Source organism: Butyrivibrio sp. WCE2006, assembly GCF_000701985.1.
In the GTDB taxonomy this organism is placed as follows: domain Bacteria; phylum Bacillota; class Clostridia; order Lachnospirales; family Lachnospiraceae; genus Butyrivibrio.
Map to the genome: position 1 here is coordinate 131,540 of NZ_JNKH01000001.1, position 14,401 is coordinate 145,940.

General features: G+C 38.5%; 7 protein-coding genes. All 7 read left to right on the plus strand.

Annotated features, from left to right (window positions below; translation table 11 throughout):
• Positions 1-29: 29 nt before the first annotated feature.
• The 7 genes from T501_RS19715 (at position 30) to T501_RS00645 (ending at position 14,393) form a co-directional block, all read left to right on the plus strand.
• Positions 30-2,168, plus strand: coding sequence for an HD-GYP domain-containing protein (locus T501_RS19715; RefSeq protein WP_050008036.1), 2,139 nt, complete (start codon positions 30-32; stop codon positions 2,166-2,168).
• 7 nt (positions 2,169-2,175) lie between these two features.
• Positions 2,176-6,423, plus strand: a complete 4,248-nt coding sequence (locus T501_RS00620; protein ID WP_081842978.1) for a hybrid sensor histidine kinase/response regulator — start codon at positions 2,176-2,178, stop codon at positions 6,421-6,423.
• Positions 6,424-6,520: 97 nt separating this feature from the next.
• Positions 6,521-8,902 carry an HD domain-containing phosphohydrolase gene (locus T501_RS00625; protein WP_044912655.1) on the plus strand — a complete coding sequence of 794 codons (2,382 nt, stop codon included), beginning with the start codon at positions 6,521-6,523 and terminating at the stop codon, positions 8,900-8,902.
• 84 nt (positions 8,903-8,986) lie between these two features.
• Positions 8,987-9,361, plus strand: a complete 375-nt coding sequence (locus T501_RS00630; RefSeq protein ID WP_044912657.1) for a metal-dependent transcriptional regulator — start codon at positions 8,987-8,989, stop codon at positions 9,359-9,361.
• On the plus strand, positions 9,351-10,937 hold the full coding sequence (locus tag T501_RS00635; RefSeq protein WP_044912658.1) for an RsmB/NOP family class I SAM-dependent RNA methyltransferase: 1,587 nt from the start codon (positions 9,351-9,353) through the stop codon (positions 10,935-10,937). Before T501_RS00630 ends, T501_RS00635 begins: the two co-directional genes overlap by 11 nt.
• On the plus strand, positions 10,934-12,673 hold the full coding sequence (locus T501_RS00640) for an ABC transporter ATP-binding protein (protein ID WP_044912659.1): 1,740 nt from the start codon (positions 10,934-10,936) through the stop codon (positions 12,671-12,673). Before T501_RS00635 ends, T501_RS00640 begins: the two co-directional genes overlap by 4 nt.
• Positions 12,666-14,393: an ABC transporter ATP-binding protein gene (locus tag T501_RS00645; RefSeq protein WP_242845463.1), complete on the plus strand. Its 1,728-nt coding sequence runs from the start codon at positions 12,666-12,668 to the stop codon at positions 14,391-14,393. The genes T501_RS00640 and T501_RS00645 overlap by 8 nt, the downstream gene beginning before the upstream one ends.
• Positions 14,394-14,401: the final 8 nt, after the last annotated feature.

The window sequence follows — 14,401 nt, forward strand, 5'->3', positions numbered from 1 at the left end:
TAGTTTATTCTGAAAGGGATTTGCATTTCATGGAGAAAGCAAATAAGTATAGATTATTCAGATACATATGCGTTTTTCTATGTGCATTACTTAATATTGTTTTGTCTTATATTACAGCAACTATAGGTCTGCCTGTATATCTTGATTCTATAGGCACTATTTTGATGTCCTTTCTTGGTGGCTTTTTTCCGGGAATTATTACGGCTATAATTTCCAATCTTATTGAAGCCGCATTTAATCAGGATGCAGCATATTTCATCCTGATTGGTGTTCTTATTGCTGCCTGTGCATCTAATTTTTCACAAAAAGAATTGTATAAGAAAAAAATAAATATTATGTGGCTCATTGTGATTATCTCACTAATTGGAGGCGGTTTGGGGCTTCTGTTTCAAATACTTCTTTTGGGGGAACCGCAGTTCTTATATATTACAGAAACGGCAAGTATTATAGCTAAGGACAATAAAGTCTTGCTGGCATTTGTACAGTTATTTTTAAGTATAGCTCTTAACATTGTTGATAAAGGCTTTGCCGTAATAATGGCGGTTTTGATATTTAATCTTATTCCACTCGAGTTCAGACAAAATGTTTGGAACAGTGGATGGAAGCAGAAACCTTTGTCACGACTTGAAGCAAATAATATTACTTCATACAAGATGGAAGAAAGAACTTCTTTTCGTGTAAAAGTAACGCTTATGATGATCACCATATCAGCAGCACTTTCAATAATTATCAGTTCTGTCAGCTCAAGGATGCTATACAGCTCTGTGTTGTCAGAGGCAAGAGCTCAGGTAGAGGACATTGCCATACTTATTGATAAGAATATTAAAGAATCTGCTTTTGAGAAGTACCTTAGTGATAATGAATATGTTTCAAAATATGATAATCCGGATTATATAAATGAAAACGAGTTTTTGCTTTCGCTTAAAAATACATTCTCTGAAATTGATAATTTAAAAATTTACAGAATAAAAGAAGATGCATATTATTCAATTTTCGATGTGGACACAGAATTTCAAAAATCAGGGCGAATAGGCGAAAGATATGAATATGATGAAAAGCTTGCCCGGGCTGTTCCACGGATGCTTAAGGGTGAGAAATTTGATGAGATTGGTAAAAAGGATGAAGATAACTACAGTGTTACTGCTTTTGAGCCTATTCATGATAAAAATGGAGAAAAATCATCTTATTACATATTAGCGCAACTGGCACTTCTGGATTATTCATCATACATAAAAGAGTATGTAATCAAAATGATTCTGCTTTGTTCAGGCTTTTTTGTACTGATCTTATCATATGGTCTTGAATTGTCTGCCTATAACTTTGTGTATCCTATAGGAAGCCTTGAGAAGAGCATAGACGAGATCATGAAATCCATGGATGACCAGGATCAGCTTGAAAAAAATGTTCGAAAGCTTCAAAAGCTGGACATAAAGACAAACGATGAGATTGAAAGATTGTATAAGGCTTTCAGTGAAATGGCGATAGTAACGGCTCAGCAGATGCGCAGCACACTTATTCTTGCCAATTCCAATAAGAAAATGCAGTCAGGACTGATCATTACCATGGCTGACCTGATGGAGGGGCGTGGCCTTGATTCCAAGGCACATTTCCAAAGAATGACGGCTTATGTGCGCATAATTTTGATTGGACTAAAACGAAGGGGCTACTATGCTGAAAAGCTTACGGATAAATATCAGTATGATGTAGAAACTTCCGCGCCCTTGTATGATATCGGAAAAATTAATATACCTGAAGTGATACTGAATAAACATGGGAAGCTAAATGACGAAGAAAATGAAATCTATAAATCACATACTACTGCCGGTAAAAAGATACTTGAAAATGCCATAAGTACTGTGGAAGGGGAAAATTATCTTAAGGAAGCAAGAAATATGGCGGCTTATCATCATGAAAGATGGGATGGGCAGGGATATCCTGAAGGACTTCACGGGGAGGTGATTCCACTTTCAGCAAGAATTATAGCAGTGGCAGATTATTTTGAAGATCTTACATCGTTTTATGATGACATTGAGCCGATTCCTGTGGAAAAAGCTATGGATATTCTTAAAAAAGAGTCAGGCTCACGATTTGATCCCAAATGTGTTGAAGTATTTGTTATGGAAGAAGCACAGATACGAAAAATCATAAGAAAGTATCAGGAGACATGATTTTATTATGACAGTGGTAAAGAAAATCAAAAACTTAATAATACTGTGTTTTCTCGCTGCTCTTTTATGTGGGGGTTCTTTGTGCGCTCTTGCTGCTGAAGATGATAAGAATTCTGAAAATCATACGCAGGGACTGATCGGAGGCGGCTATGCATTAACTGATCTAAAGCCTGAAACAAAGTATATGTCCATACTTTATGATGCTTCAAACGGGTTACCTACATCTGAGGCTTATAGTGTGCTTGGGTCATCTGATGGATATGTATGGATAGGTGGAAGCAGTGGTGTTATAAGATATGATGGCGCTAATTTTGACAGGATTGCCGTTGACAATGGCCTTACCGGAGTCAGATATCAGTTTGAAGACAGCAGGGGACGCGTTTGGTGTGGAACTAATGATAACGGCGTTATTGTCGTTGAAGATAGTAAATTTATTCATTTTGAGAAGGGAGATGGATTGCAATCATCTTCTATCAGATGCTTTGCTGAAGACAAAGACGGAAACATCTTCATAGGAACAACTGCGGGAATCAGTTATGTCGATAAAAAGATGCAGCTCCATACAATTAACGATAGCAGAATTGATAATAAAAGAATTCTTAAACTGGAATCAGACAATGTCGGAGATATTTATGGGCATACTAAAGACGGATGTGTTTTCAGGATTGAAAAATGTGTGGTTTCCGGATTTTACACAAGCAGGGAATTAGGAACGGGGGATATCACTACAATACTGACAGATCCTGAGGAAAATGGAAAGCTGTATTTTGGAACGGATCAAAACTATGTATATCATGGATATTTTGGCGATGGCGCAATTAATATGAAAAAGATAATAATTGAGCCAATTAGAAATGTGCACTGGATGACATATGAATTCGGGCATGTTCTTATAGCTTCAGGGGATGCCATAGGATATCTTGATGAAAGAAATCATTTAAGTATTATCGATGATCTGCCGATTGATTCCGGAATAGAAATGATGACTGCAGATTATCAGAATAATTTATGGATTGCTTCATCAAGATTTGGTGTGGCTAAGATTGTTTTTAATAATTTCGACAATTTTACCAAGGCTTCTGAAATCGATGATCAGATAATAAATGCCATATGTTTGCATAATGGAGGCTTTTATATCGGCACGGACAACGGGCTTTTACTTATAGGGCAGAACAGAAAGAGGATGAAGAATGATATTACTTATCATTTAGGTGAGAGCCGTATAAGATGCCTTATGGAGGATAGTGTGGGGAATCTTTGGCTTTCGACCTTCACAAAAGGCCTTGGGCTTGTATGTGCAAAAAAAGATGGAAGTATCATTGACTTTAATACGAAAAATGGAATGCCTGGAAATCAGGTAAGATGTACCTATGAAACAAAAGATGGAACTATAGTTGCAGGAACTGATGCAGGAATTGCTTTTATAAAAGATGATAAAGTGATAAGGGTTGCAGGTCCTGATGAGGGAATCACAAACTCTATAATATTTACAATTTGCGAAGGCGATGATGGGGAAATATATGCAGGCACTGATGGAGACGGAATATATGTAATCCAAAGCGATAACCGGGTAACAAAGATTGATACAAATTCAGATTCCGGTCTTACAAGTGATGTTGTTGTAAAGATAAAGAGGAATATTGAAAAAGATATTGTTTATTTTGTGACTTCCAATTCCATAATGATCCTGAAAGACGGAGAGCTTAAGCATATAACAACTTTCCCCTATAATGATAATTTTGACATTTTTTCAGATAAAAAAGGTAACTATTGGGTTACATCTTCTCAGGGTATCTACGTAGTAAATCAGGAAGATTTTCTTAATGATGATATAAAGGAGTTCAGACTTTATGATGTTTCAAGCGGATTAACCAGCATTCCCGTGGCTAATGGATATAGCTGCATGGATGGTAGTGCTCTTTATATTGCCGGTCAGAAAGGTGTCTGCATGGTAGATACAGATACTTTTGTAGAGGAGACTCCTGAAATAAAAACCAGTATAGGTGAAATCCTATGTGATGGTAACAGGATTTTCCCTGACAGGAACGGAAGATATATAATTCCTTCATCCTGCAAGCGTATCAGTATATCTGCGGATATCCTTGACTATACGTTGTCGGATCCAAACATACATATGTTTCTGGGAGGAGCCGATGATATAGGAATTACATCAAAACTTAGTAAGCTTACACCTTTGGAGTACACCGAGCTTGGCTACGGTGATTATGTTCTGCATATTCAGATTCTGGACAGAGTAAATGCACACATTATTTCTGATGATACCTTCAATATCAGAAAAGAGCCAAGGCTGTTGGAACTTAATGTAATAAGAATTATTATAATTGCTTTTATTATAATTATTTCGGGCTTTATTGTTTTCAGAATAATGAACGGCACGGTTATCAGAAAGCAATACCTTCAGATTCAGGATGCCAAGGAAGAGGCTGAACGCGCCAACATGGCAAAATCAAGATTCCTTGCAAATATGTCTCATGAGATCAGAACGCCTATAAATACTATCCTTGGTATGGATGAAATGATCTTACGTGAAGAAGCAAACGGTGTTCCCAAAAGCTATTTCCTGTCTATCATAAATTATGCAATCGATATAAAGAATGCTACTGAATCATTGCTGGGACTGATAAATGATGTTCTTGACATATCAAAAATTGAGTCAGGAAAAATGCATCTGGTTGAGCAGGAATATGAAACAAAGAGCATGCTCCGTTCGATTATTACAATGATCAGAGTTAGGAGTGATGCGAAAAATCTTTACTTCGATGTTGATATTGATGAAAATCTTCCTCAGAGACTTTACGGTGATGAGGTAAAGATAAAACAAATTGTTCTTAATCTTCTGACGAATGCAGTAAAGTATACAGATGATGGTGGATTTACGCTTACTGTTACCGTTGAGAAAAAGGATTCTTTGTCCTGTGCACTCAGATTTTCAGTTAAGGATACCGGTATCGGTGTCAAAAATGAAGACCTGGACAAGCTGTTTTCAGCCTATGAACGACTTGATGAAGAAAAGAACAGTGGAATTCAGGGTACAGGATTGGGACTTGATATATCAAGACAGTTTGCTGAACTTATGAATGGCAAGCTTTGGTGTGAGAGTGTTTATGGTGAAGGCAGTGAATTTATTCTCACGTTATCACAAAAGATTATAGACGAGCATCCGCTGGGGAAATTTACGGAAGAAGATGATTCATCCCTTGGAGGACCATATGTGCCTCAGTTTGTGGCTCCGGATGCCGATATTCTGGTAGTTGATGATAATCCCATGAATCTGGCGGTTATAAAAGGCCTTCTCAAACCTACTAAGGTTTTTGTGACAACGGCACAGAGCGGAGAGGAATGTCTTGAAAAACTGAAGTCAGGAAGCTTCAATGTTGTTCTTCTGGATCACATGATGCCCGGGATGGATGGCATCGAAACTCTTGCTGAGATCAGAGAGAGCTTTCCTGATCTTCCTGTTTATGCACTCACAGCTAACAGTACGGCTGGGGATGAATTCTATAAATCAAAGGGCTTTAACGGTTATCTTTCAAAGCCTATAGATACTGTGCAGGTTGAGCGGGCGATAATGAGCCATCTTCCTGAGAATATTATGATGAAGCCTGAGCAGTCAGATGCATTATCAAAAGATACTGAGCTGAGTGAAGAGTATAAATGGCTTTACGATGTTGAAGGAATCTCTGTTGAGGAAGGAATAAAACATTCAGGAGGATCACGGGCATTTGTATCATCACTTGAACTTTTCCTCGATACAATTGAGCAGAATGCCAAAGTTATAAAGGATGCGTATGATACAGGGGATATAAGAATGTATACGGTAAAGGTTCATTCACTGAAAAGTTCTGCAAGAATAATAGGTGCGATGAAGCTTTCAGAAGATTGTCAAAATCTTGAAGATGCAGGAAATAAGAAGGATACGGAGTATATTGCTGCTCATACTGAAGAACTTCTTAGCTGCTACACGGAGTATCTGAAGAAGCTTGAGAGGCTAAGAAAAGATGAAGAGGAGCCTGGCGATGACAAGCCTGAAATTCCCGGTGATGTGCTTGCAGATGCATACGAGGCTCTTAAAGAAGTTATTGCACAAATGGATTATGATTCTGTCGAAATGATCATAAAACAATTAAAGGAATATAAGTTACCTGAAAATGATCAGGATAAGATAACAAGGCTTGAGAAAAACCTGAAACTATTTGATTGGGATGAAATGGAGCATATTATAGGGGCCGGTTAACGCTAGCGCACATCCTTTGGGGGCTTGTGGTATTCGTATCCTACCGGACTGAGTCAGACATAAACCAATATTTAAAGAGGTGAATAAGGAGCAGAAGATGTTTGATTTTTTGCGAAATCATCAGGTTGATCTGATGCTGGGGCTCTCCAGTATCTGCGGAATAATTGCACTTTTTACGTTCATTTCCAAAGCTATGCCAAGACGCAGAAAGTATGCTCTTTTGCAGATGGAAATCGGGTCTGCCATCTGGCTGTGGGCAGACAGAGTGGCATATTTATATCATGGTATACCGGGCACTTATGGATATTGGATGGTTAGAATAAGTAACTTTCTGGTATTTGTTTTAATAAATGTCGTATTATTATCCGTAAGCCTGTACATTGAAGATGTACTCTTGAATGAAGGTGAAATAGAAAAGCCTCCAATCATTTTGAACATTACAAAGCTTCTGTCTGTTATTGCAATATGTCTTGTTGTCATTTCACAGTTTACGGGGATATACTATACTTTTGATGAAAATAACATTTACACCAGATCTCCATATTATTTTATAAGCTATGTTTTTCCATATTTTGTTTTAATTATTCAGCTTGCCACACTTGTGCGATATAGAAAAAGACTACGCGGAAAAATTGCTTTGTCAGTTTTCCTTTTTGACGTTGTAAGTCTTACGGCTTCCATGATTCAGTTGTTTGCGTATGGTGTATCTCTTGTGGACATGGCTGCCGTTGTCATGGTAATAGGACTTTATATTTTTGCGCTTCTTGACATGAATGAAAGGGTAGAGAGAGCCAATCAGATAGAGATAAACCAGTTAAAGGTTGAACAGCAGAACTTGAAGCATCTTTTTGAGCAAACAGTAACTGCTCTTGCGACAGCGATTGATGCCAAGGATAATTTTACCCGTGGGCATTCACTCCGAGTTGCAGAGTATGCCAGGGAAATCGCCCGTCTGTCCGGGATGGATGAAAAAAAGTGTGATGAAGTATATTTTGCTGCTCTTGTACATGATGTTGGCAAAATTGGTATAAAAGATGATATCATACAAAAGGATAGTAATTTGTCTGATGAAGAATATGAGATAAAAAAGAAACACACTGAGATAGGCGGAGAGATTCTTTCATCAATTAGTGAGTTTCCTTTTTTGAGCATTGGTGCAAAGTATCATCATGAAAGATTCGACGGAAAAGGATACCCAAGTGGATTATCAGGTACGGATATACCTGATATTGCAAGAATAGTTGCGGTAGCTGACAGCTATGATGATCTGACATCCGGAAGAAGCTACAGGGACCCGCTTCCACAGAGTACTGTCAGGGAGGAAATAGTAAAGGGTCAGGGAACCCTTTTTGATCCTGAATATGCTAGAATCATGGTCAATATGATCGACAAAGATACCGAATACATGATGAGGGAGAAGGAAGAAAATATTAACAGCACAGATCATACTGATCTTAGCAAGGTAACTGAAATGCGCTTTGAAGAATATAAAAACAGCGTTTCAGATGGACTTCAGATAACAGATCACAAAACAAAAATATCCTTTAAAATTAATTCTGATCTGGGATATGAATCCAGATTTGCTATGCCTTCCATTATTCTATTTGATTCATTTGACGGTTGTGTGCATAATGATGATAGGAATATCAGAGTACTGAATTATATCGAATATGGTGAAATCTGGCTGGATGGCAATACAATCTGCACAGCTGCCAGAGATATCAAGTCAACTATTTCCGAAAGCGGTTCATTTTCTCCAAAATGCGAAATTGAAGCCGTAAGAATTAAAGACCATGTTAGAATAAAGATAAGGAACCAGAATAAGAGGATTGATGTAATAGTTGCTCTTTTGGATGCTGTCCGGTTTGCATATATAGGAATTACCGGAGAGCACTGTAAAATACAGAATATAACTGTTGAGCAGGATAAAGAAGCAGTTTTAGAGGACTATATTCCAAGAATTGCACAAGAGGTGAACTATATCAATAATCTTCAGGGTGATATTCCGAATGTTCAGATAAATGGATACAGATCTGATATTACAAAGCCACTACCGGTCAGAGATGGTATGCGGATCAGCTTTTTTACCAAAAGTCTCCCTTCGGCAAATCTAATTTGGCACTGCGCATATGTCCTTTTGTTTTCAGCAGATGATGAAAAGCAGGATGGCACTAATTATAGGGAATTTGCATGTATTCGAATCGACGGCGAAGATGCCACAAAAGTCAAGACAGCATCTAATGAGCTTGTAGTCAGGAAGGATGCGGAATTTGAGAGCTGGGATGTCTGGAAGGAACGCAATAAAAAAGGATTTCCATGTGAGATTACTTTTAAAAGAAGGAAAAATAAGATTACAATGGTGACTTCAAATGCAGGTATTTCCATAAAAAATACCACTATAATTCCGGATAATGAAAAGAATATACTGGTCGCATTGACCGGAGACCAGTGTACTTTAACAAATATTATAGTTTTGTAAGATAAAGGTAGACCTGTTGTTCAAAAAGCTATATAATCAATTAAGCAGTAACAAATTTAATTTAGCAAAACACAAGGAGGAGCTATGCAGGAATCGGGTGAAGATTACATCGAAACAATATATCTTTTAAAGAAGAAAAAAGGTTATGTCAGATCTATAGATGTGGCTAATGAACTTGGCTTTTCAAGACCAAGTGTGTCCAGAGCAGTTGGAATTCTTAAGGATGACGGTTTTATTACTGTTGCTCCCGGTGGAGAGCTTGAGCTTACGGATGAGGGCAAGAAAAAAGCTAAAAGTGTTTATGACAGACATAAGAATCTGACAAAATTTTTGATGATTACTGCTAATGTCGATGAAGAAACAGCAGAGAATGATGCTTGCAGAATAGAGCATATAATAAGCGCTGATACCTTTAAAGGAATAAAAAAATTTTTAAAAGAGCACAAAGATGAACTTTGATGAACAGTTTGAAAATAGAATAAGAGCCATTCTTTCTGATGAATATGAAGGATTTGTGGAATCTCTTGACAGTGAGAAAATTACGGCTCTGCGAATTAATACGCTCAAGGCTTTTGGAAGCGAAAAAGATGATGAGAATTCTGTTAAGGAATGCCTGATAGAATCAGGAACGAAATTTATTTCTGATGTAAAATGGGAGCCTGATGGATTTATTTATAAGGAAGGTGCGCCCGGAAAACATCCTCTTCATGAAGCAGGAGCGTATTATATTCAGGAACCAAGTGCTATGGCTCCTGTTCATTATCTGGATCCCAGACCCGGGGAGAAAATACTTGATCTATGCGCGGCACCAGGAGGAAAAAGCACTCAGATAGCTTCCTATATGAAAGGGGAAGGAGTGCTTGTTTCAAATGAGATAGATAAAAAGCGCGCTCAGATTCTCTCTCTTAACATAGAGAGGTGTGGCGTAAGAAATGCACTTGTAACCAACATGGAACCGAAGAAGCTCTCGGATATATTTGAGGGCTATTTTGATAAAATTTTGGTTGATGCGCCCTGCTCCGGTGAGGGAATGTTCAGAAAAAATGATGAAGCAGTTACTAACTGGAGTATCGATAATATCAGACTTTGTGCACAGAGGCAGACAGAAATTATAAAGGAAGCGGTAAAAATGCTGGCCCCTGGTGGAAGATTGGTATATTCTACCTGTACTTTTGCGCCGGAGGAGGATGAATATCAGGCGGCAAAGATCCTTTCTTTAGGTCTAAAGGCTGTAAGAATAGAACTTTTTGATGGAATGGTCAGCGGAAATATCGATAACTTGAAAAGGGTGATTGATATTTCTGAGGATGAAGTTATTGATAAAGAGTTTGTGCTTGAACTTCCACAGGATATTATAGATGATGTTGCTTGTTGCAGCGGCAGATTATGGCCTCATAAGATAAAAGGTGAGGGCCATTTTTTTGCTGTGTTTGAAAAGACCGGTGATATAGAACTTAACGCAGGAGTCTATAATATAAACGGCAAGATCAAGGCACCGGGTACTGATGATATAGAACCTTTTGCGAATTTTGCCAAAGAATTCCTGTGGGATGTGCGGGTTGTTTTGGATGATGCCAAAAGCACAAAAGATCAATCTGAAAAATCTGATAAAAAATCTAAAAAAGGAAAGCGCGCAGTAAAAGGTCTAAAGAATACATGCAGGATAGAGGGTGCGGTCAGAGGTACACCTTTTATGCTTGGCGAACAGCTTTATCTTGCAGGAGAAGGGATGCCCGGAATAGGCGGAATTACTGTTATGAGACCGGGACTCCATTTGGGAACAATCAAAAATGGCAGATTTGAGCCTTCTCATTCATTGGCACTTGCTTTATCAAAAACAGATGCCAAATATGCTTTTGAGCTTGAAAGTGAACAGAAGGCCATGGAATTTATTGGAGGAATCAGCTTTAGAGAACAGAATTTAGAAAAAGGCTGGTATCTTATCACATATTTGGGGTATACTCTTGGATGGGCTAAATATGCAGGTGGAATATTAAAAAATCATTATCCGAAAGGTCTAAGAATATACACATGAAAAAATTACTTAAATATTTGAAGAAATATTCTCTTGAAGCGGTCCTTGGACCGCTTTTCAAATTGCTTGAGGCCAGCTTTGAGCTTGCGGTGCCTCTTGTTGTAGCGGCTATTATCGATAAAGGTATAGCCGGGAGTGATAGACCATATGCAATAAAAATGAGTCTTGTTCTCATTCTTCTGGCAGCTATCGGATATATTTGTGCCGTTACTGCCCAGTACTTTGCTGCTAAAGCAGCTTCTTATTTTTCTGCAGCGGTTAAAAAGGACTTATTTAAGAATATTCAGAGCTTTTCCTATGAACAGATAGATAATATGGGAACAACGACCCTGATAACAAGAATGACCAGTGATATCAATCAGGTTCAGCAGGGTATTAATCTGACACTGAGACTTCTTTTACGTTCTCCGTTCGTTGTTTTTGGAGCCATGGTGATGGCATTCACGATTGACTTTAATCAGGCTATGATTTTCCTTATAACAATAGTGGTTCTGTCAATTGTGGTATTTGGAATCATGCTTTGGGGAATCCCGAGATACAAGAAAATCCAGGAGCTTCTTGATAAGGTATTGGGACTCACCAGAGAAAATCTCTCAGGAGTTCGTGTTATAAGAGCATTTGGACTCGAAGATAAAGAAACACAGAATTTTAAGGATAGAAATGAAATTCTCACAAAGCTTCAGGAATATGTAGGAAGAATTTCTGCCCTTATGAATCCCATAACTTATGTGATCCTTAATCTGGCAATCATTATTTTGCTAAAGACAAGTGCTGACAAGGTATATGCCGGTGTACTTACAACCGGTGCAGTAGTTGCGCTGTACAATTACATGTCTCAGATTCTTGTTGAACTTGTTAAGCTTGCTTCACTAATAATAACCATCACTAAAGCTTATGCCTGTGGAAACAGAGTACAGGCCATGCTTGAAATAAAAGGAGGCATGGAGGCAGGGAACCTTAATGCACGTACTGCCGTTTGCAGTGAGAATGAGGCAGTTTTAAGTTTTGAAAATGTAAGCCTTAGGTATTATGGTGATGCGGAGGATTCATTATCCGGTGTATCTTTTTCTGCATTAAGGGGCGAAACCATAGGAGTTATAGGAGGAACCGGTGCCGGAAAGACAACACTGGTGAATCTTGTTCCGAGATTTTACGATGCAACCGGCGGAAGAGTTCTTTATAAAGGTAAAAATGTTAAAGAATACACCACTGAGTCCCTGAGGGATGTAATTGGAATTGTTCCGCAGAAGGCTGTTCTTTTTAAGGGGACCATAAGGGATAACATAAAGTGGGGAAATGAAGCTGCCGGTGATGAAGAAATATGGGATGCAATAAAAACAGCCCAGGCAGTAGAAGTTGTTAAGGAAAAGAAGGGAGAGCTTTCAGCTGATATTACCCAGGGTGGAAGAAATCTTTCAGGTGGTCAGAAGCAGAGACTTACGATAGCAAGAGCACTGGTCAAAAAGCCTGAGATCCTGATTCTTGATGACAGTTCATCTGCACTTGATAATATGACCGATAAAAATCTGCGAAAAGCTATTTCTGAACTTCCATATAAGCCTGTAACCATAATCGTGTCTCAGAGAGCTGCTTCTGTCAGATTCTGTGACAAGATAATTGTTCTTGATGATGGAATGGTTGACGGCATCGGCACTCATGAACAGCTCCTTGAAAAGAGTGAGACTTACAGGGAAATATATGAGTCTCAGTTTGGAAAGGAGGCTGCAAATGCGTGAATTAAAAAGAGTACTTAAATATGCAGCTACATACAGACTACTTATATTTTTGTCCATTACTTTTGCTGTAGTTTCGGCGATTCTTGCTTTATATGCACCTATAATTGCAGGTAATGTTGTTGACTGCATAATGGGTGAAGGCAACGTTGATTTTGCAATGATCAAGGTACTGCTAATAAGAATGGGAATTGTAGTCCTTATATCAGCCCTTTGCCAGTGGTTTATGTATGGTGTTAACAACAGAATCACCTATGGCGTTGTAAGAGACGTAAGAAATGATGCCTTTGAGAAAATTCAGATTTTGCCCTTTGAATATCTTGATGGTCATCAGCAGGGAGAAATTGTAAGTAAAATAATAGCTGATGTTGATCAGTTTGCAGATGGACTTTTAATGGGCTTTACACAGCTTTTTACAGGAATAGTTACTATTCTTGGAACGCTGGTGTTCATGTTCTATTTGCAGTGGCAGATTGCTGCAATGGTAGTACTGCTTACACCGATTTCACTATTTGTTGCAAAATTTATTGCCACCAAATCATATGTTTTGTTTAGGGACCAGTCCAAGGCGAGGGCAGAGCAGACGGCTCTTATAGATGAGATGGTCGGGAATCTTAAGGTTGTAAAGGCCTTTGGACATGAGGATGAAAATCAGAGAGATTTTGATGAAATCAATGAAAGGCTGGCGTCCACAAGCCTTAGGGCTACATTCTTTTCATCGCTGACTAATCCTAGCACCAGAATGGTAAACAATACAGTATATGCATTTGTCGCTCTCTTTGGGGCTTTTGAGTGTATAAGCGGTATTATGAGTGTTGGTGAGCTGACGATTTTCCTGAGCTATGCAACCCAGTACACAAAGCCTTTTAATGAAATTTCAGGTGTGGTTACTGAGCTTCAGAATGCTCTCGCATGTGCAAGAAGGGTATTTGAACTCATTGATGAACAGCCACAGATTCCTGATGCTGATCCTGCAGCACAGCTCAATGAAGTAAAAGGAAATATTGAGATAAAGGACGTGGACTTCTCCTATGATAAGGACAGAGAGCTTATTAAAGATCTGACTTTGTCTGTTAATGAGGGTCAGAGAGTTGCCATAGTAGGACCTACAGGAAGCGGAAAGACTACAATTATAAATCTGCTTATGAGATTTTATGATGTTGACAGAGGCAGTATAAGCATAGAGGGAAATGATATCAGAAAATTAAGGAGGGCGGATATCCGTAAAAATTACGGAATGGTTCTTCAGGAGACCTGGCTTAGAGCTGGAACAATACGTGATAACATAACTCTTGGAAGGAATGACTTTACTGACGAACAGATAGTAGAAGCTGCCAAAAAGTCACATGCCCACAGTTTTATCAAAAGGCTTCCGGAGGGTTATGACACTGTCATCGGTGATGATGGCGGCCTGCTGTCACAGGGACAAAAGCAGCTTCTTTGTATAACGAGACTTATGCTTCAGGTTCCTCCCATGCTCATTCTTGACGAGGCTACAAGCTCGATTGATACCAGAACTGAGATGAGAATCCAGAGGGCATTTAAGAAGATGATGGATGGAAGAACAAGCTTCATAGTTGCTCACAGATTATCAACGATAAAGGAAGCAGACAGAATACTTGTAATGAAAGATGGCCACATTATAGAACAGGGTAATCACGAATCACTTCTTTTGAAAAATGGTTTTTATTCTAAGCTCTACAAGAGTCAGTTTGAACAGTAATATAAATA